The 19564-nt window shown below is 72.6% G+C and carries 19 protein-coding genes, 1 tRNA gene and 1 pseudogene; 12 read left to right on the forward strand and 9 right to left on the reverse strand.

All coding sequences use genetic code 11. The features are described 5' to 3' along the window. Positions 1-61: 61 nt before the first annotated feature. A complete protein-coding gene (locus OG799_RS25280) occupies positions 62-913 on the forward strand; it encodes an alpha/beta fold hydrolase (RefSeq protein WP_406038191.1) in 852 nt (283 codons plus the stop codon). Between the two features lie 56 nt (positions 914-969). On the opposite strand, the gene metG is transcribed toward OG799_RS25280, so the two are convergent. Together metG and rsmI are read right to left on the reverse strand one after the other, a co-directional pair. Continuing rightward, positions 970-2772, reverse strand: a complete 1803-nt coding sequence (gene metG / locus OG799_RS25285; protein ID WP_406038193.1) for a methionine--tRNA ligase — start codon at positions 2770-2772, stop codon at positions 970-972. An 85-nt stretch (positions 2773-2857) separates the two neighbouring features. Further along, complete coding sequence (gene rsmI, locus OG799_RS25290; protein ID WP_406046399.1) at positions 2858-3697, reverse strand: 16S rRNA (cytidine(1402)-2'-O)-methyltransferase; 840 nt, start codon at positions 3695-3697, stop codon at positions 2858-2860. Positions 3698-3789: 92 nt separating this feature from the next. Between rsmI and OG799_RS25295 the strand changes: the two genes are divergently transcribed. The 4 genes from OG799_RS25295 (at position 3790) to OG799_RS25310 (ending at position 8241) form a co-directional block, all read left to right on the forward strand. Then, positions 3790-5496 carry a dolichyl-phosphate-mannose--protein mannosyltransferase gene (locus tag OG799_RS25295; protein ID WP_406038195.1) on the forward strand — a complete coding sequence of 569 codons (1707 nt, stop codon included), beginning with the start codon at positions 3790-3792 and terminating at the stop codon, positions 5494-5496. Positions 5497-5753: 257 nt separating this feature from the next. After that, positions 5754-6110 (forward strand): MmcQ/YjbR family DNA-binding protein, encoded by a 357-nt coding sequence (locus OG799_RS25300; protein WP_406038197.1) that lies wholly within the window; start codon positions 5754-5756, stop codon positions 6108-6110. A gap of 65 nt (positions 6111-6175) precedes the next feature. Beyond that, entirely contained in the window at positions 6176-7459 is a 1284-nt protein-coding gene (locus OG799_RS25305; protein WP_406038199.1) for a VWA domain-containing protein, read from the forward strand. A gap of 2 nt (positions 7460-7461) precedes the next feature. After that, positions 7462-8241 carry a peptidase gene (locus OG799_RS25310; protein ID WP_406038201.1) on the forward strand — a complete coding sequence of 260 codons (780 nt, stop codon included), beginning with the start codon at positions 7462-7464 and terminating at the stop codon, positions 8239-8241. 52 nt (positions 8242-8293) lie between these two features. On the opposite strand, the gene OG799_RS25315 is transcribed toward OG799_RS25310, so the two are convergent. Then, complete coding sequence (locus OG799_RS25315; protein WP_406038203.1) at positions 8294-8512, reverse strand: hypothetical protein; 219 nt, start codon at positions 8510-8512, stop codon at positions 8294-8296. 183 nt (positions 8513-8695) lie between these two features. Here OG799_RS25315 and OG799_RS25320 point away from each other — a divergent pair, with 183 nt between their 5' ends. From OG799_RS25320 to OG799_RS25330, 3 genes are all read left to right on the forward strand, one after another. Then, positions 8696-8854 carry a hypothetical protein gene (locus OG799_RS25320; protein WP_406038205.1) on the forward strand — a complete coding sequence of 53 codons (159 nt, stop codon included), beginning with the start codon at positions 8696-8698 and terminating at the stop codon, positions 8852-8854. Then, positions 8847-9503 (forward strand): 4'-phosphopantetheinyl transferase, encoded by a 657-nt coding sequence (locus tag OG799_RS25325; protein WP_406038207.1) that lies wholly within the window; start codon positions 8847-8849, stop codon positions 9501-9503. Before OG799_RS25320 ends, OG799_RS25325 begins: the two co-directional genes overlap by 8 nt. A gap of 381 nt (positions 9504-9884) precedes the next feature. Further along, entirely contained in the window at positions 9885-10574 is a 690-nt protein-coding gene (locus tag OG799_RS25330; protein WP_406038209.1) for a hypothetical protein, read from the forward strand. An 80-nt stretch (positions 10575-10654) separates the two neighbouring features. On the opposite strand, the gene OG799_RS25335 is transcribed toward OG799_RS25330, so the two are convergent. Beyond that, positions 10655-11179, reverse strand: coding sequence for a DinB family protein (locus tag OG799_RS25335; protein ID WP_406038210.1), 525 nt, complete (start codon positions 11177-11179; stop codon positions 10655-10657). A gap of 202 nt (positions 11180-11381) precedes the next feature. On the opposite strand from OG799_RS25335, the gene OG799_RS25340 reads away from it, so the two are divergent. From OG799_RS25340 to OG799_RS25355, 4 genes and pseudogenes are all read left to right on the forward strand, one after another. After that, on the forward strand, positions 11382-12365 hold the full coding sequence (locus tag OG799_RS25340; RefSeq protein ID WP_406038212.1) for a hypothetical protein: 984 nt from the start codon (positions 11382-11384) through the stop codon (positions 12363-12365). Between the two features lie 51 nt (positions 12366-12416). Further along, positions 12417-12704, forward strand: coding sequence for a DUF1905 domain-containing protein (locus tag OG799_RS25345; protein WP_406038214.1), 288 nt, complete (start codon positions 12417-12419; stop codon positions 12702-12704). A 716-nt stretch (positions 12705-13420) separates the two neighbouring features. Then, on the forward strand, positions 13421-14596 hold the full coding sequence (locus OG799_RS25350) for a low temperature requirement protein A (protein ID WP_406038216.1): 1176 nt from the start codon (positions 13421-13423) through the stop codon (positions 14594-14596). A gap of 189 nt (positions 14597-14785) precedes the next feature. Next, positions 14786-15373 (forward strand): annotated as a pseudogene (locus OG799_RS25355) (replication initiator); the annotation flags it as partial. 42 nt (positions 15374-15415) lie between these two features. On the opposite strand, the gene OG799_RS25360 reads toward OG799_RS25355, so the two are convergent. From OG799_RS25360 to OG799_RS25380, 5 genes are all read right to left on the reverse strand, one after another. Next, positions 15416-15489: transfer RNA gene (locus OG799_RS25360), tRNA-Ala, on the reverse strand. Between the two features lie 184 nt (positions 15490-15673). Continuing rightward, complete coding sequence (locus OG799_RS25365) at positions 15674-16471, reverse strand: hypothetical protein (RefSeq protein ID WP_406038218.1); 798 nt, start codon at positions 16469-16471, stop codon at positions 15674-15676. 178 nt (positions 16472-16649) lie between these two features. After that, entirely contained in the window at positions 16650-17258 is a 609-nt protein-coding gene (locus OG799_RS25370; RefSeq protein WP_406046400.1) for a GNAT family N-acetyltransferase, read from the reverse strand. Between the two features lie 32 nt (positions 17259-17290). Next, positions 17291-18604, reverse strand: a complete 1314-nt coding sequence (glp, locus tag OG799_RS25375; protein ID WP_406038220.1) for a gephyrin-like molybdotransferase Glp — start codon at positions 18602-18604, stop codon at positions 17291-17293. Beyond that, positions 18601-19560, reverse strand: a complete 960-nt coding sequence (locus OG799_RS25380) for a UTP--glucose-1-phosphate uridylyltransferase (protein ID WP_406038222.1) — start codon at positions 19558-19560, stop codon at positions 18601-18603. Before OG799_RS25380 ends, glp begins: the two co-directional genes overlap by 4 nt. Positions 19561-19564 lie beyond the last annotated feature (4 nt).

Below are 19564 nucleotides of genomic sequence, written 5' to 3' on the forward strand. Positions count from 1 at the left end.
GCGGGGATGGTCCGGGAATGCGCGGGGCGGCCGAGACGCAGCACCGGATCAGGAGATGACCATGCCCTTCATCACTGTGGGGACGGAGAACTCCGCCCCCATCGACCTGTACTACGAGGACCACGGTTCGGGTCAGCCGGTCGTGCTGATCCATGGCTTCCCGTTCAACGGGGCGACCTGGGAAAAGGTGAGCGGTCCGCTGATGGCGGCCGGCTACCGGACGATCACCTACGACCGGCGCGGCTTCGGCGCCTCCGCCCAACCGACGATGGGCTACGACTACGACACCTTCGCCGCGGACCTCGACGTGCTGATGACCGAGCTGGACCTGCGCAACGCGATCCTGATCGGGCACTCGATGGGCACCGGCGAGGTGACCCGCTACCTCGGGTCGTACGGCTCCAACCGGGTGGACCGGGCGGTGCTGATGGCGCCGTTGGCGCCGTTCCTGCTGAAGACCGCCGACAATCCCGAGGGTGTCGAGAAGAGCCTGTTCGAGGGGTTCCAGCAGGCCATCATCGCCGACAGGTTCGCCTACCTGACGCAGTTCTGCGACGCGTTCTTCAACTACAGCGAGAACAAGGGCAAGTGGGTGAGTGAGGAGGCCTTCCGGGGGCACTGGGAGATCGGCGCGCGGGCGTCGGCGAAGGGCACCCACGACTCGGTGGACGCCTGGCAGACCGACTTCCGGGGCGACCTGCCCAAGATCGACGTCCCGGTGCTGATCATCCAGGGCGACAAGGACAACGTGCTGCCGTACCCGAAGACGGGTCAGCGACTGCAGAACATGCTGTCCAACTGCAAGCTGATCACCCTGAAGGGGGCGCCGCACGGCACCCCGTGGACGCACCCGACCGAGGTGAACCAGGCGATCATGGAGTTCATCGGCGCGCCGACGATGGCCCGCGCCTGATCGACGCACGAGGCGGCCCGGGGATACACCCGGGGCCGCCTCGGTACGCGTACGGCTCAGCCGGCGAGCCGGGCCAGCTCCTCGTCGACGATGGAGGGCTCCAGCTTGCGGAACACGGGCTTCGGCGCGGCCAGCGGCATGCCCGCCGCCAGCGGTACCGACTCCCAACGCGCCCCGACCGTGTAGTCGCCGGTCAGCACCGGGTAGCCCGGCCCGCCGTCGAGGTCCTCCACCTCCACGATCGAGGGCATCGGCGCGTGCACCCCGGTGCCGCCGAGCAGCTCGTGGACCTGCTGCGCGGAGTGCGGCAGGAACGGGGTGAGCAGCGTGTTGGCGTCGCTGACCACCTGGAGGGCGACGTGCAGGATGGTGCCCATCCGCGGCTTTTCGGCCTCGTCCTTGAGCTTCCACGGGGCCTGCTCGGAGAGGTACCTGTTCGCCTCGGCGACCACCTTCATCGCCTCGCCGATGGCCTGCTTCTGCCGGTGCCTGGCGATCAGGTCGCCGACGACGGCGAAGCCGGCCCGGGCGGTGGCGAGCAGCGCCTGGTCGGCCTCGGTGAGCCCGGCCGGGCCGACCGGCGGGATCGCCCCGAAGTTCTTCGCCGCCATGGAGACGGACCGGTTGACCAGGTTGCCCCAGCCGGCGACCAGCTCGTCGTTGTTGCGGCGGAGGAACTCGGCCCAGGTGAAGTCGGTGTCGTTGCTCTCCGGGCCGGCGACGGCGATGAAGTAGCGCAGCGCGTCGGCGTCGTACCGCTGTAGGAAGTCCCGGACGTAGATGACGACCTTGCGGGACGAGGAGAACTTGCGCCCCTCCATGGTGAGGAACTCGCTGGAGACCACCTCGGTCGGGAGGTTGAGCCGGCCGAGCTGGCCCGGCTCGCCGTCCCGGCTGCCCTCGCCGGAGTAGCCGGACAGCAGCGCCGGCCAGATCACCGAGTGGAAGACGATGTTGTCCTTGCCCATGAAGTAGTAGCCCAGGGCGTCCTTGCCCTCGCCGTCCGTCGACCACCACTTCCGCCAGGCCTCCGGGTCGCCGGAGCGGCGGGCCCACTCGATGGAGGCGGAGAGGTAGCCGATCACCGCGTCGAACCAGACGTAGATCCGCTTGTCGGTGCGGTCCCGCCAGCCGTCCAGCGGGATGGGCACGCCCCACTCCAGGTCGCGGGTGATCGCCCGGGGCTGGAGGTCGTCGAGCAGGTTCCGCGAGAAGCGCAGCACGTTGGGACGCCAGCCCTCCCGGGTGTCCAGCCACTGCCGCAGCACGTCGGCGAGGGCGGGCAGGTCCAGGAAGAAGTGCTCGGTCTCGACGAACTTCGGGGTCTCCCCGTTGATCTTCGACTTCGGGTTGATCAGGTCGATCGGGTCGAGCTGGTTGCCGCAGTTGTCGCACTGGTCGCCGCGGGCGCTGTCGTAGCCGCAGATCGGGCAGGTGCCCTCGATGTACCGGTCGGGCAGGGTCCGGCCGGTGGACGGGGAGATCGCCCCCATGGTGGTCTTCGGGACGATGTAGCCGTTCCGGTACATCCCCTCGAAGAGCTCCTGCACCACGGCGTAGTGGTTGCGGGTGGTGGTCCGGGTGAACAGGTCGTAGGAGAGGCCGAGGCCGTGCAGGTCCTCGACGATCACCCGGTTGTACCGGTCGGCCAGCTCGCGCGGGGTGACTCCCTCGGCGTCGGCCTGCACCTGGATCGGCGTGCCGTGCTCGTCGGTGCCGGAGACCATGAGCACGTCGTGACCGGCCATCCGCATGTACCGGGCGAAGACGTCGGAGGGAACGCCGAATCCGGATACGTGGCCGATGTGGCGCGGGCCGTTGGCGTAGGGCCAGGCGACCGCGGCGAGAACGTGACTCATGACCAGCAAGCCTAGTGACCGTCCCGGGGTGCCGGCGAATCAATAGGCGCGCCGGGGTGGCCGGTGACCGGCCGCGGGCCGCCGGTCAGCTGTGCACGACGCCGTAGACCTCGCGGCGCCGCAGCCCGTACTCGCTCGCGACCTCGGTGATGGCGTCCCGCCGGGACAGCCCGGCGGACTCCCGCTCGGCCACCGCCGCGCGGAGCGTGTCGTCGTCGGGCCGGGCCGCTGCGGTGAGCGGCGCGCCGGCCACCACCAGCGTGATCTCGCCCCGTGGCTCGCCCTCGGCGGCCCAGTCGGCGAGCTCGCCCAGCGGCCGGCGGACCACCTCCTCGTACGTCTTGGTCAGCTCCCGGCAGAGCGCGGCGGGCCGGTCGGGGCCGAAGGTGGCCGCCAGGTCGGCCAGCGCGGCGGTGATCCGGTGCGGCGCCTCGAAGAGCACCAGGGTGCGTTCCTCGGCGGCCAGGGCCCGCAGCCGGGACCGGCGGGCGCCCGGGGTGCGGGGCAGGAAGCCCTCGAAGCAGAACCGGTCGCTGGGCAGCCCGGACAGCGCCAGGGCGGTGGTCACCGCGCTGGGCCCGGGGGCGGCGGTGACCGGGACGCCGGCGTCGAGGGCGGCCCGGACCAGCCGGTACCCGGGGTCGGACACGCTGGGCATGCCGCCGTCGGTGACCACGGCGACCACGTACCCGGCGGTGAGCACCTCGACCAGCTCCGGGGTGCGGCGCTCCTCGTTCCCCTCGAAGTAGGAGACGATCCGGCCGGGGACCGTGACGCCCAGGTCCCGGGCGAGCCGGATCAGCCGCCGGGTGTCCTCGGCGGCGACCACGTCGGCGGTGGCGAGCACCTCGCGGAACCGGGCCGAGGCGTCGGCCGGGTTGCCCAGCGGCGCGCCGAGCAGAACCAGCCGGCCTACCTCGGACATTTCACCCACGGATGGCGCTCCTTCATCGACGGCGGTACCAATCTCGGAGACGACGGGCGCCACCGGGCACCTTCGCAGCCTACGATCGCCGGGTGACGAGCGCGTCGACAGCACAGAGCGCGGGCCGGTCCGGGTCGGACCCGGCGACGACCGGACACGCCACCGACCCGGCCGACGAGTCCGCGGCGACGGGCGGCGGCGTCCCGGCCATCGTCCGACGGCGACTCGCCACCGTCGACGCCCGGCTCGACGGGCACGCCTGGCTGGCCACCGGGGTGATCGTGCTGATCGCGGCAATCCTGCGGTTCGTCGGCCTCAGCGGCCCTAACGGCAAGATCTTCGACGAGATCTACTACGCCCGCGACGCGTACGGCCTGATCGACCGGGGCGTCGAGTGGAACTACAAGGACAACGGCCCGTCGTACGTGGTGCACCCGCCGCTGGGCAAGTGGCTGATCGGGCTCGGCGAGTGGGCCTTCGGGTACCAGGACGCCGAGACGAAGATCTCCGTTCCGGGGCACCTGATGACCACCGCCCCCGAGTTCGGCTGGCGCTTCGCGGCGGCCGTCGCCGGGACGCTGTCGGTGCTGCTGCTGGTCCGGATCGGCCGCCGGCTGTTCCGCTCCACCACCCTGGGTTGCGCGGCCGGGCTGCTGCTCGCCCTGGACGGCTTCCACCTGGTGCTCTCCCGCACCGCCCTGCTCGACATCTTCCTGCTGCTGTTCGTGCTGGCCGCGTTCGGCGCCCTGGTGCTCGACCGGGACGCTCGACGGCGCCGCTGGGCCCGCGCGCTGGACGCGGGGTTGGACCCGTCCCGTCCGGGGCGGGCCGGCCGGCCGGCGTCGGGCTGGCGGGACTGGCCGTGGTGGCGGCTGCTCGCCGGGGTGCTGCTCGGCGGCGCCTGCGCGGTGAAGTGGAGCGGCCTCTACTTCGTGCCGGCCTTCGCGCTGCTGGTGATCCTCTGGGAGGTCGGCGTCCGCCGGTCCGCCGGGGTGCGCCGCCCGTGGCGGGACGCCCTCCTCGACGAGCTGCCCTGGCTGCTGGCGGCCGGGGTGCTGATGGTCGCCACCTACCTGGTCACCTGGTCCGGCTGGCTGCTCAGCGACGACGGCTATTACCGCCTGGCCAGCCGCTACCCGAACACCCCCGGCCTGAGCGACGCCCCGGTGATCGGCCCGCTGATCAACCTGTGGGAGTACCACAAGGCCGCGTACGGCTTCCACACCCAGCTCGACGACCCGCACAAGTACCAGTCCTGGCCGTGGCAGTGGCTGCTGCTGGGCCGGCCGGTCGCCTTCTACTGGTCGGGCGAGGGCGCCTGCGGCGCACCGAGCTGCGCCTCGGAGATCCTGCTGCTGGGCACCCCGCTGCTCTGGTGGTCGTTCCTGCCGGCGCTGGCGGCGACGGTCTGGCTCGGGGCGGCCCGGCGGGACTGGCGGGCCGGGGCGATCCTGCTCTGCGCGGCGGCCGGTCTGCTGCCCTGGTTCTGGTTCGCCCTGGACGGGCGGACGATGTTCTCCTTCTACGCCGCGCCCGCGCTGCCGTTCCTGGTCCTGGCGGTGGTGTACGCGCTCGGCGCGATCATGTCGCCGGCCGGTGCACCCGTCGGATCGACCGGGGTGGCGGCGCCCGGAGCGGAGGAGGTCTCCGACCGGCGGCTGGTCGGCGGGCTCATCGCCGGCGCGTACGTGCTGCTGGTGGCCCTCTGCTTCGCGTACTTCTACCCGATCTTCGTCGGCCGGCTGCTGCCGTACGCGGACTGGTCGGCTCGGATGTGGCTGGACGGCCGCTGGATCTGAGGCCGGCGCGGCCGGGCCAGTGGGGCCACCGGAGCGGGTCGGGCACAGAGAAGCGCGCCCCGATCGCCTGCCACGGGGGAAGCGGGCGATTGGGGCGCGCATGAAGAGCTTAACCACACTCCAGCACCTTCACAACGGGTGGAGTTAGGGCAGATTTCCGACGGATGCACCACCGGTCGAATGGTTCACATCCGGCAACTGACGACGGGTAATTTGACGGGAACCTTACGAATTCCTCGGGACCGGAGGGCGCGCCGATGAAATTGCTGGACCGGGTACGCGCCAGCTGCCTCGCCCTACCGGAGGTGACCGAGCGCCCCAGCCACGGCGCACCCACCTGGTTCGTCCGCGGCCGGAGCACCTTCGTCACGCTGCACGTCCACGGGCACCACGACAACGACTTCCCGCACCTGTGGTGCGCGGCGCCGCCGGGGGCCCAGCAGGAACTGGTCGCGGAGGACCCGGCCCGCTTCTTCCGCCCGCCCTACGTCGGCGGCCGGGGGTGGCTCGGCGTACGCCTCGACGGCACGGTCGACTGGGCCGAGATCGACGAGCTGTGCCGCGACGCGTACCGGGCCGTGGCGCCGAAGCGGCTGGTCGCGCTCCTGGACTGAGCGCCACAGCCGGGACGGCCCGACCCGGATGATCATCTAAAGTGGATCTCACTACACTTCCCGCCGTGATCAACAAGAGACGATCGACGGCCGTCCTGTTGGGGCTGTTGGCCGCGACCGCGCTGATCGGTCCGGCCCCCGCCGCAGCCGACGACGAGACCACCGAGCCCCCCGCCGAGCCGCCCAAGGTCGAGCTGGTGCTCGACGTCAGCGGCTCGATGCGGGCCCGGGACATCGACGGGCGCAGCCGGATCTCGGTCGCCCAGCAGGCGTTCAACGAGGTGGTCGACGCGCTGCCCGACGAGACCCAGCTCGGTATCCGGGTGCTCGGCGCGACCTACCGGGGCAAGGACAAGAGGCAGGGCTGCCTGGACACCCAGCAGATCGTGCCGGTCGGCCCGGTCGACCGGGCGCAGGCGAAGGCCGCGGTGGCCACCCTGCGGCCCACCGGCTTCACCCCGGTCGGGCTGGCGCTCCGCTCGGCCGCCCGGGACCTCGGCACCGGCGCCACCGCCCGCCGGATCGTGCTGATCACCGACGGCGAGGACACCTGCGCCCCGCCGGACCCGTGCGCGGTGGCCCGGGAGCTGGCCGCGCAGGGCACCCGGCTGGTGGTCGACACCCTCGGCCTGGCCCCCGACGAAAAGGTCCGCCGGCAGCTGCTCTGCATCGCCGGCGCGACCGGCGGCACGTACACGGCGGCGCAGAGCGCCGACGAGCTGACCGGCCGGATCAAGCAGCTGGTGGACCGGGCCCGGGACACGTACACGGCCACCCCGACCGTCGTCGGCGGCGCGGCCGAGTGCGACAACGCCCCGCTGCTCGCCCCCGGCGTCTACACCGACCGGGAGGCGTTCTCCGAGCACCGCTGGTACCGCGTGCCGGTGCGGTCCGGCCAGGAGCTGCGCGCCTCGGTCAGCGTGGCACTGGACCGGCCGGTCAACCCCGACTACGGGGTGCTGCTGCGGGCCACCGCGCCGGACGGCCGGGAACTCGTCCGGGGCGTGGATGCCGGCAGCGGGCGCACCGACGTGATCTCCGCCGGCCTGCGCTGGTCGGCGGCGGAGGACGCCGCCACGCCGAGCCCCGAACCGAGCGGTACCCGACCCGCGCAGACGGTCTGCCTGGTGGTCAGCAATGCCTTCGCGCCCCGCCCCGGCACCGAGGCCACGCCCGGCATGCCGGTGGAGCTGACCGTCGACGTGGTCGCCTCCTCGCCCGCCCCGGACGGCCCGGACCTGGGCCGCGGCTGGGCCCTGCTGCTCCTGCTCACCCTGGCCGGGCTGCTCACCGGACTGGTCGCCGGGCTGCTCACCCGCTGGTGGGTCGCCACCTGGAGGGAGAACTGAGGATGCGTACCCTGCTCAGGTCCGCCGCGGCGCTGGCCGCCGCCGGACTGACCCTCGCCCCGGCCGCGGCCTCGGCCGCCCCCACGCCCACTCCCTCGCCGGGCGCGGCCACGGTCACCAAGGCCGGCACCTCCTTCCTCACCGCCACCGCGATCACCGCCGGCCAGCCGGTCCGGGTCGGTGCGTCCACCGGTGACCACCTCTACTGGGCGTTCCCCGCCGAGGCCGGGCAGGTCCACCAGGTCAGCGCCACGGTCACCTTCCCCAAGGGCCGCAGCGGCGCCTCCACCTGGACCGTCGACGTCTTCGACGGGCTGCGCCGCCGGCAGGCCTGCACGGCCGGGGCGCAGACGCCGACCGTCGACGCGGCGGCGACCACCGTGACCCTCGGCTGCACGCTGCGGCGGGTCCGGCCGTGGGCCGAGTCGTGGTCCGCCGATCCCCTGCCGGGCACCTACTACGTCCGGCTTTCCGTTCTCGACCTGCCGGAGCCGGACCTCGGCCTGCCGATCGACGTGGACCTGCTGGTCGCGGCGGACGGCGAGGGCGGCGCGTCGGGCGACGACGGTGAGCTGGAGGCACCGCTGGTGCCGAACAACCGGGCCGGGACGGTGCTCACCACCGAGCCGACCGCCGAGCCCGTGGCAAAGGAGGAGAGCATCCTCACCGGCTGGCTCCCCGAGCCCGGTTCGCGCTGGGTCTGGACCACGACCGGCGGCGTCCTCGCCGCGGTGGCCGGGGTGGTCGGCTTCGCCCTGACCCGGCGGCCCCGGCGCCGGTGAGCCGCCCGTGGTGGCCGTTCCGCCGCTCGGGGCGGCCACCACGCGCGGGAGGTCAGATGGTCCGTGGGGTCCGCGGCACCCAGCCGATGAACCGGTCCCGCAGGGACGACACCGGTGCGGTGCGCAGGTCCTGACTGGCGGCGGCGAGGCACGATCCGAGGTAGACACTCAGCGACGCCCGGTCCACCTGGTACTCGTCGAGCAGCCGGGTCCGCTTCGTGGCGCACGGCCAGTCGTCGCCGCACGATCCGCAGGTCCAGTCGGGAGTCACCGGAGCGTGCTCGTCCGGCCTTGTTCCGGATTCGTCCCCACCTGTCATCCCATGTCCCCTCACCGTCGCCCGGACAGCCGGGCGCGAGGCCGGCGTCGAGTGTGGATCGCGATCCCCCCAGTGACGCCAGTTCAGCGCCTCGGAACTCTCCGGTGTTACATGGTTGCGGTACGTTCACCGGTCATGGCCGTCCCGAACCTGACCGTCGAGCAGGCCTCGCCGAAGCCGAACGGCGACCCGGTGGTCCGGCTCTGGCCGGAGGCGCCGCCGGTGCCGACCGACCGGCTCGACGCCGAGGTGGCGCGGCTGCGGTCGTACCTGAAGGAGGTGGGTGATGCGTGACCTGCTGCCGGCGACGGTCGCGGTGGCCGTGGCCGGCCCCGACGACTGGGCCGGCGACCTGCTCCCCGCCGAGCTGGCCTGCCTGAGCGAGCGTGCGGTGCCGAGCCGCCGGCGCGACTTCACCGCCGGCCGGGTCTGCGCCCGCCGGGCGCTGGCCGCGCTCGGGCTGCCGGCGGCGCCGGTGCCCACGGCGCCCGACCGGTCCCCGGTCTGGCCGGCCGGCGTGGTCGGCGCCATCACCCACACCCACGGCTACTGCGCGGCGGCCGCGGCCCGGTCCGGCGAGATCCGGTCGATCGGCCTGGACGCCGAGCGGCACCGAAAGCTCAACGCCGGGGTACGCCGGATGATCTGCCTGCCCGAGGAGGAGGCGGACCTCGCCGGGCTACCGGCCGGCGTCTCCTGGCCGGCGGTGGTGTTCAGCGCCAAGGAGACCGTCTACAAGCTCTGGCATCCGGTCGTCGGCACCTGGCTGGACTTCCACGACGCCCGGGTGACCCTCGACCCGGAAGCCGGGACGTTCACCGCCCGGATCGCGCCGGCCCGGCTGCACGCGGCCCCGGTCGCCGACCCGCCGGCGCTGGTCATCGGACGATTCACCACGGACGCCGACCTGGTCCGCACCGCGGCCGTCCTGCCGCCGCGCTGAGGCCGTGACGGGCGGGTGCCCGTCACCGGTACCGTCGGTGCGACTGAAGATCGTCGAAGGCGCCCCTAGGAGTACGGTGAGCCACCCTCAGCCTCCGTTCGGACCGCAGGACCCGAACCAGCAGCCCTCGGAACCGCCGACGCAGGCGTTCCCCACCGCGCCGCTGCCGCCGGCGCCGGGCGCTCCCGAGTCTCCGACCGCGCCGCTGCCGTCCGCCCCGGCTGGTGATCCCTACCCGCCGACCACGCCGCAGCCGCCCGTGTCGGGCTCACCGTATCCACCGCCCTACCCGCCCGCCCCGGGTGCTCGTACCCGCCCCAGCCGCCGGTCTCCGGCGCGCCGTACCCGCCGGTCCCGGGTGGCGCGGCGTACCCGCCGCCGGTGCCCGGTGCCGGCTACCCGCCGCCGGTCTCCGGTGCCGGGTACGCGCCGAGCGGGCCGTACCCGCCGGCCGCCGCGCCCGCGTCGAAGAAGAAGGTCTGGCTGACCATCGGCATCGTGGCCGCGGTACTCCTGCTGCTCTGCTGCGGTGGCGGCATCGCCGTCCTCGCCGGTGCCAAGAAAGTGGAGAAGGCCGCGGAGAGCCTGCCCACCCCGGCGCTGACCAACGCGCCCGTCGCGCCGGCCACGGGCGCAACGGACCCGACACCGGACGCCGACCAGACCACCGGCGAGACGTCCAGCATGGAGCCCGGCGCCACGCTGGTCATCGACGACGAGGACGGGACGATCCAGCTCACCGTCGACAACTTCCGTACCTCGGCCAAGGCCTGCAAGACCTACCTGCCGGGGCCGGACGAGGGCATGTACGTGATCGCGGACGTCACCGCGGAGGTCACCAAGGGCACCGGCTCGTTCAACCCGTTCTTCTTCCGCTGGGTCGGTGCCGACGGGACGGAGGCCAGCGGGATGGGCGGCGCGCTCTCCGGCTGCGGCAAGCTGCTCCCCTCGGGCAACGACCTCCCCGCCGGCAGCAAGCGGGCCGGCCAACTGGTCTTCGACGTGAAGGACAAGAAGGGCATCGTGGAGTACCAGCACAAGTTCAAGACGGCGGGCTCCTGGAAGCCCTGAGCCGTGACGGCACGCAGTCGACGGGGGCCGGTCCGGCAAGGACCGGCCCCCGTCGTCGGGTAGCGGATGATTGCCTTCCGTCAGCGGGTGACGTCGTGCACGTGGTGCTCGATGTCGTGCAGGAAGTAGACCGCGAAGGTGGCCACCGTGAACACCGAGCCGTTGCTGCGCCGGCCCGGCCGCTCCCACTGGTCCGCCCGGACCGCGTCGAACGCCGCCGCCGTCGCCGCCGCCTCCGCGGCCAACTGGTCGGCCACCTCCGCCGGCGCCTGGTGGAAGTAGTCCTCCTCGACCGCCGTCGCGTCCTGGTCCCAGTTGGCGAAGACCGGATCGTCCTCCCGCAGCATCAGCTCCAGCCGCTCGCGGAAGATCCGGCAGGTGTCGCGGACGTGGCAGGCGTACTCCACCGGGGACCAGACCGTCGGCGCCGGCCGCACGGTGGCGTCGTCCCGCGCCAGTACGGCCCGCCAGGTCGGGATCGTGGCGCGCAGCCGCTCCCCCGTCGACGTGACCTCCTGCGCGGAGAAGCCGCACTCCGCGCAGCCCTCGGTGATGACGTACGTCCAGTCGGTGGTCTCTGGCGTGATGGCGGGTGGCTGCTGCATGTGCGGAGTCTGTCATCCCGCCCGACCACGTCGCCGACCCGTGGTCGTCCACGAGATCGGGATCAGCCGCCGACCTTTCCCCCACGACGGGATGGGTCGGAGCGCCGGCCGGCGGTGGCCGAACCGCCGGCTCCTCCGGCCGAGGGAGCGGATCCCCTCCCGGCGGGAGGCGCCGCGAACCGCCCGACGACAGGCTGAGGCCATGACCCTCACCGTGCCGCCCGAGGCCCCACCGGACTCGGCCCGCCGCGCACTCCTGCCGTACCTCGTCGTCGCCTGGGCCGTCGGCTACGGCGCGCTCCGCCTGTGGTGGGCGGTGGCCGGGGCGCCGGAGTTCCCGCCGCTCGGCACCGATCTGGTGGTCTTCACCGGCTGGTGGGCGGTGGCGCTCTGCGCCGCCGGCGCGGCGGTCGCCGGCGGGCTCGCGACCGCCCGATCCTGGCATCCGGCGCTGGCCGTGACCGGCTGGGCGGTCTGCGCGGCGATCGTGCTCTCCTGCGCGCTGCTCCTGCTCGACCTGGTCGGCTTCCTGATCCTGGCGCCTACCGACGGGTTCACGGTCGCCGCGTTCCTCAGCCGGGTCGGCTGTTTCACCGGCGCGGTGCTGCTGAACACGGCGATCGTCGGCCACCGACGGCGGTACCGGGGTGACTGCCGCGACTGCGGGCGCACCGGCCCGGCGGCGCGACGCGGCGGGGACGCGGCGGTGCCGGGCTGGGCCCGGGCGGCCGCGTACGCCGCCGCCGCCGGCTGCCTGCTGCGCCTGGCCACCCAGCTGGCGGTCGGCTTCGGCGACATGCCCCTGGCAAAGGGAGCGTCGATGGTCGCCTTCGAGGTGGGCTTCCTGCTCGCCGGGGTGCTGCTGCCACTGGCCCTGGTGCACTCCTGGGGCCGGATCTGGCCCCGCTGGGTGCCGCTGCTGGCCGGCCGGCGGATCCCCCGCGCGGTACTGCTCGTGCCGGCGGCGGTCTTCTCTGTCGGGCTGATCGTCTACTTCGGCGTCGGCATCGCCGACCTCACCGTCGAGACGGCAACCGGCACCTTCGACCCGGGCGACGGCCGCTTCCCGTTGGCGTTCTTCTGGGTGGCCGAGCCGGCGTACTGGCTGTGGGGCCGGGGGCTCGGCCTGGCCGCGTTGAGCTTCCACCAGCGGACCCGCCGGCCGTGCCGGACGTGCGGCCGGTGACCGGGCGCTCCTCCGCGCTGCCGGACCTGGTCGGGCTCCTATGCTGAGCCGATGGACCTGGAGTTCAGCGGCGAGATGTGGTTCTGGAGAGGCCCGGCGCCGTGGCATTTCATCACCGTCCCGGAGGCGGAATGCCACGAGCTGAACGCGGCTTCCGGGCTGGTGAGCTACGGCTGGGGCATGATCCCGGTCACGGCTCAGATCGGCGGAACCCGGTGGAAGACCTCGCTCTTCCCCAAGGACGGGCGGTACATCATGCCGGTGAAGGCGGCCGTGCAGAAGTCCGAAGGGCTCCAGGTGGGGGACACCGTGCAGGTTCGTCTCGGCGTCGACGTCTAACCAGTCCGCCCGGGTGCCGCTGTCCGCGGCATCGTGCGGACGATGGCACCGACGAATGAGGGGGCGACGCTAGTGGTGTCGGTGTGAGCTTCAGGCGGACTTCACCTGAAGCTCACATCCCTGAACAATCGTCCAGAAATGGGTGACGTGTTTGGCCTTTCGCGTGCCTCTGACGAGACTATCGCTAGTTGGCGTGAACTGGGGGAACAGGTTCGCGGGGCACTCCACCTAGCTGGTATTCCCGTCCATTGGATAAACGATGGCCACGGGCTGGCCGGGGCGGAGGTGGAGATCGATAGCGGAGATGATGAGGTGGGGGGTGCATTCGCCAGTTGGAGGCCAGCACCTGAACTTTCGGAAGCCTTGGCTGAATGCGCAAGAGAGGGGCAAACAGGTGCTCCGGTGGTCCAGCTTTCTCAGTCTATTGCTATATCGATGCGGGATGCGATGGTGACCGTCCTTCGGTCTTCGTAGATCAACCGCTGTCATGGAAGCGTTCGGACCAGGCGTTCTTCGCCGCTGGCGCAGGAAGGCGGTCCAAAAGAACGATGGCACCACCGGGGCGGCGGATGCGCCCCGTGATCGACGGTGCGTGAACTGTCCAATGACCTGCCTCGACCCCGTCCGGCTGCCAGACTTGCCCAGTGGCGAGCGATGGCGGCGTGGGCCGACCACCGGCGGCGCGACCGGTCACGGTGCACGCCAGGGTCACCTCGGTGGAACTCTTCTTCGATCTGGTCTATGTCTTCGCGATCACTCACGTGACCAAAGTGGTGGCCGATGAGCCCTCGATAGGCGTGGCGCGGGGTGGAGTCATCCTGGCCCTGCTGTGGTGGGTCTGGGTCTGCTACGCGTGGCTGGGCAACGCGGTACGGGCCGACGAGGGTGTTGTGCGGATCGCCATGTTCGCGGCGGCGATGATCATGTATCTGGTAGCCTCGGCGATTCCGGAGGCGTTTGTCGATACACCCGGAGTTCTGCATGGGCCCCTGTTGCTCATCACTTGCTACCTCGCGGTGCGGATGCTGCACGCCCTGACCTACTGGTACGTCAGCCGCGACGGCCGGTCGCGCCAACTGCTGGGGGCCACTGGGCCAGCGCTCGTCGCCAGCGCGCTCCTCGTCTGCGCCGCGCTAGTGCCACGGCTAACCGACGACCGGCTGTGGATCAACGTCGGGCAGGATTTGCTGTGGCTGTTCGCCATCGTCGTCGAGTTCGGCGCGGGCTTCGCGATTCTCAAGGGCTGGCAGATCCGGTCCGCGAAGATGTGGGCGGACCGGCACAAAATCATTATTATCATCGCGCTGGGCGAGGCGTTCCTCGCGCTCGGCCTGGGTGGCACGGAGATACCGATCTCCTGGACGCTCATCGTGGCAGACCTGCTCGGCATCGCCGTGTCGGCAACGCTTTGGTGGGCCTACTTCGACATCCCGGCGCTCGCTGGCGAGCGGGCGCTGCAACGGTCGAGCGGGGCAGCGCGGGTGGCGCTCGCCCGCGATGCCTACAGCTACCTCCATCTGCCGATGATTGCCGGCATCGTCCTGTTCTCGCTCGGGCTCAAGAAGACGCTGGACTTTGTCAAGCACCTCGAGGAGCACGGCATGGGCGCTCGGCTGGACAGCGTTGGCCTCGGTGCCATGTACATCGGCGTGATCATCTACCTGCTCGGTGGGTCAGCCTTCCAACTGCGCACCACGGGCAGGGCGAGCGGGCCGCGGGTGGGTGCGGCGGTGCTCCTGGCGGCGTTGATCCCGCTTGCCGCCCGGGTGCCGGCGTTCGTGGCGTTCGGCATGCTGGCGGCGGTCGCCGTCGGCTTCATCGCGGTAGAGGTCGTGCACTTCAAGGCCACCCGCCGTGAATTGCACGAGTCGCTCCTGAGGGAGGAGCAGTAGCGAGGCGCGGCGGTCACGGCCCGGTCAACGCAATCCGTGCCAATGAGGGACTCCGCGACGCGGCCTGGCGACAGCCGGCCGCCCTCTCGGCGGTGCCAGGAGACACGACGAACACCACCAGCGGACAGACGTCTACGGCTGGTGGTGCTTCGTCTCCCGTCCCTGCCACGCCGTGAGGAGAAAGCCCCGATGTCCACCCCGCTCACCCTGTACCGGCCCGGCCTCGCTGTCGGTCGTGACGCCCAGGCCCTGCATCGCGCCGCCACGCCGGAGTTCTCCGGCTGGCTGGAGCACACCCGTCCCGCCGGCGGCTGCTCCCGCCCGATCCGCCTCACCGGCACCATCGTTGGCGCCGACCGAGACACCGGCCGGATCCTGAGCGAGCAGCACACCGACGAGTTGCCCGACCGGGCGCTCTACAAGGCGTGCGGCAACCGCCGCGAATCGCAATGCCCAGACTGCGCCTGGGTCTACCGGGGCGACGCCTATCAGCTCGTCCGCTGCGGCCTGACCGGCGGCAAGGGCGTCCCCGCCTCGGTCGGCCAGCACCCGGTCGTCTTCGCCACCTTCACCGCACCCTCTTTCGGCGCGGTCCACCACCGCCACGTCCCCCGCCACACCTGCAACGGCCGGCAGCGCTGCGACTGCCGCCCGGCCCCCTGCCGCGCCCGGAGCACCGCCGGCACCTGCCCGCACGGGCAGCCCACGGTCTGCTTCGCCCGCCACGATGTTGACGATCCGCGGCTCGGACAACCGTTGTGCCTGGACTGCATCGAAAAAGGCCGTCTCCCACCACGGGAAACGGCCTTTGACCTGGGGTGGAGCTGAGGGGATTTGAACCCCTGACCCCCTCGATGCGAACGAGGTGCGCTACCGGTCTGCGCCACAGCCCCTCCGCCGGCGAACCAGCGTCGGTCCCACCCGGCTTTCACCGGGCGGGCCGGCGACAAGGCTAACAGGTCTCCGGCCCCCGCCGCGAATCGCCCCTCCGGCAGCCCTCCCTTGATCCACTCCCGCTGCGGCAAGTTGCGGTCTCATGGGCACCGGAATGCCGCAATGTCCCGCACCTGGAGCCGATCAAGCCGAGTGGGACCCGCGGCCGGACTGGTAGGGGCGACCACGGAGGCCACCCGCCCGCCGGTAGGAGACCGACCCGCCGGCCGCCGCGGCCGGGGGCAGGTCCGCGGGGCGGTCCAGGCCCATCGCCGTACGCCGGACCGCCTCGCGCTGGGCGGCCAGGCGGCGCTGGGCCTCACGGCGGGCGGCGGCGCGGCGGGCCTGCTCGCGGCGCACCTCGGCCTGCCGGGCGGCCAGCCAGGCCGCCTCGCGGGCCTCGGCGCGCCGCCGTCGGCGCTCGTCGAGGGCGCGCTGCCGCAGGTGCCCGACGTACGCCAGCAGCAGCGCCCCGGTGACGGAGACGCTGATCCAGAACCCGGGGCTGACCAGGACCACGCCGATCAACTCGACGAAGTTGAGGAGCAGCAGCGCGGCGAGCACACGGCGGCGGCGGTAGATCGCCGGGGTGTGGTGGCGCCGCTTCGGCGGGTGCCGTCGGCGGGACCTGTTCGGGGCGGGCGGCACCGCGCGCAGGCGGTTGGGCCGGCGCGGGGCGGGCGGCGCCGAGACCGGTGCACTCAGACCGTCTGTGGTCGCATCCTTACTCAGCGTGACGACGAGGGAGCGGGACGGGTTGACCGGGCGTTGTCCCGGCACAGTGCGGCGCCGCCGGCGGCGCTGGAGCACCCGCGCCGTCGACTGCGCCCGCTCCGCCACCAGCCGCTCGGTGGCGTCGTACCGGCGGACCAGCGCCGGCGCGAGGGCGAGCAGGCCGGCGGCGGCGAGGACGGCGAGGAGCACCGAGGTCGGCACCCTCACCCCTCCCGTCACCGAGTTCGGGGCAACCGCCGGTCGGCCGTAGGATCTTTTATGGATGGTCGTCCACGGCGCAGATCCTGCGGGCGGGCAGCGCTTGCCACAGCTTGCAGTTACTTGAGGTTACGGGCCGCCGACCGAGTTGACCGTGCGCCGCGCCGGGCGTCGAGGGTGGGACGCTTCACGCCGCGTTGTCACGTACGCGGTGCCAGCGGGCCAGCAGCCCGCCCTCGGCGGCGACTTCCTCGCTGGTCATCGCGTATCCGATGTGGTCCCGCCAGGCACCGTCGATGTGCATGTAGCGCACGTGGTACGCCTCCTCGCGGAAGCCGAGTTTCTCCACCACCCGCCGGGACGGGCGGTTCTCGGGTCGGATGTTCACGTCGACCCGGTGCAGCCCGCCCGGGCCGAACGCGTGGTCCACGGCCAGCGCCACCGCGGTGGGGATCACCCCGCGACCGGCCACCCGGGAGTCCACCCAGTAGCCCACGTACCCGGAGCAGAACGCCCGCCGGACGATGCTGCCGATGTTGAGGTGGCCGACCAGCCGATCCTGGCCGTGCTCGCGCAGGCAGACGGCGAACGGCAGGCCGTCACCGGTGCGCGCCGAGCGGCGCTGGTCGGCGTGGACGTAACGGAATGCGGCCGGCGAGTTCGACTCGTCCCAGCTCCCGGGCAGGTGCGACTCCCAGGGGGACAGCCAGGCCCGGTTGGCGCGCCGCACCTCCGACCAGGCGGCCGCGTCGGAGCGCCGGTACGGCCGCAGCACCACCGGACCGTCCACCAGCACCGCCGGCCACCCGGGCGGCCGCTGGAACCAGCTCACCGGCGCCGATCCAGCAGGAGGACGTCCACGGTGGACCCGGCGGCGGCGGTGGTGACCCGCTCGCCGAGCACCAGCAGCCCGTTGGCCTCGGCGAGGCCGGAGAGGGTGAACGGTCCCCCGCTGAGCGGCTGCACCGTGTACCCGCCGCCGCGCCGCTCGGCCACGTGCGCCGGGCGGAACTCGCGCAGCCCGACCGGGGAGGAGACGGTCTCCAGCAGGTGCGCGCGGACGCTGGGCCGGAACACCGGCTCCGCGCCGGCCAGCAGTTGGATGGCCGGTCGGGCCAGCACCTCGAAGCCGATCAGCGCCGCGCCGGGCTCACCGGGAAGACAGACCACCGGCACCTCCTCGGCGCCGACCGTACCGAATCCGAGGGCCGTTCCGGGATAGAGGGCGACCTCGGTGAAGGCCACCGGCCCGGCCCGGCCGCCCTCCCGGCGGGACAGGACCCGGCGGACCATGTCGCCCGGGCCGGTGCCGGTACCGCCGGTGGTGATGATCAGGTCGGCCCGCAGCGTCTGGTCCTCCAGCAGGCCGCGCAGCCCGTCCGGGTCGTCGTCGCAGATCCCCACCCGGTACGCGAGCGCGCCCGCCTCGGCCGCGGCGGCGGTCAGCGCGTGCGAGTTCGCGTCCACCACCTGGCCCGGCTGGCTGCCCCGGCCCACGTCGACCAGTTCGTCGCCGGTGGCCACGATGACCACCCGGGGGCTGGGGCGGACCACCACGTGCCCGATGCCGGTGGCGGCGAAGACGGCGACCAGCGCCGGCGAGACGTACGTGCCGGCGCGGGCGAGCAGGGTGCCGGCGGGCAGTTCCGCACCGGCGCGGCGGACGCCGTACCCCCGCTTGGGGGCGCGGAAGATCTCCACCGCGGCCATGCCCTGGTCGGTCCACTCCACCGGGACCACCACGTCGGCGGCGATGGGCAGCGGCGCACCGGCCGCCACGGAGAAGCAGGAGCCGGGGGTGAGCCGGACCGGCCGCCAGCTGGCCGCGCCGAGGTCGCCGACCACGTTGAGCCGGATGCTGCGCCCGCCGGGCGTGCCGGAGGGGGCCGGGACGTATCCCGGCCCCCGGCTCCCGCCGGAGATGTCCTCCCAGCGCGCGGCGTACCCGTCCACCGCCGCCTGGTCAAAGGCGGGGAACGAGTGCGGCGCGACGACGTCCTCCGCGAGGACGTTGCCGTACGCCTGGGTCAGGTCGAGGTCGAGCGGAGGCAGCGCGCGTAACCTGCGCAGCACGCTGCCCAGGTAGTCGGCGAGCGGCGTCAACTCGTTCGCGGCCGCCTCGGCGTCGGCCGTCGCGGTCATGTACTGGGACCGCGCGACGCGTCGGAGTTGACGAACTCGGCCAGCCACTTGCGGAACTCGGCGCCCAGGTCGTCCCGCTCGGCGGCGATCTGCACGACGGTCTGCAGGTAGCCCAGCGGCATGCCGGTGTCGTAGCGGGTGCCGCGGTAGACGATGGCGTGCACCGGGGTGCCCTCGGTACGCAGCAGCTCCATCGCGTCGGTCAGCTGGATCTCGCCGCCGCTGCCCGGCTCGGTCCGCCGGATCGCGTCGAAGATCTTCCCCGGCAGCACGTACCGGCCGAGGACGGCCAGGTTGCTCGGGGCCTCCTCCGGCTTCGGCTTCTCCACCAGGCCGGTGACCTTGACGACCTCGGCGATGTCGCTGAACCCCGGCTCGGCCGGCTCGACCGAGGCGATGCCGTAGCGCTTGGTCTCGGCCGGGTCGACCTCGAAGAAGGCCAGCACGATGCCGCCGGTGCGGGCCTGGAGCTCCAGCATCGCCGGCAGCAGCGGCTCGGAGGGCTTGACGAACTCGTCGCCGAGCAGCACCGCGAAGGGCGCGTCGCCGACGTGCGATTCGGCGTACCCGACGGCGTGGCCCAGGCCGAGCTGCTCGGGCTGGCGGCAGGTGTAGATCTCGGCCAGCTCGCTGGGGCGCTGCACCTCGGCCAGCGTCTTGGTGTCGCCCTTCTCCTCCAGCCGGGCCTCCAGGTCGGGGCGGCGGTCGAAGTGGTCCACCATCGACGTCTTGCCCCGACCGGTGATCAGCAGGACGTCGCCGATGCCGGCCTGGGTGGCCTCCTCGACGATGTACTGCAGCACCGGCCGGTCGACCACCGGCAGCAGCTCCTTCGGCACCGCCTTGGTGGCCGGCAGGAACCGGGTGGCCAGGCCGGCGGCCGGGATCACGGCCTTGACGGCGCGCGGACGACCGGTCGCGGCGGTCGCTGAGGGATTAGCTGAGTGCTCCGACATGTCG

This window comes from Micromonospora sp. NBC_00898, assembly GCF_045207895.1.
Taxonomy (GTDB): Bacteria; Actinomycetota; Actinomycetes; order Mycobacteriales; family Micromonosporaceae; genus Micromonospora.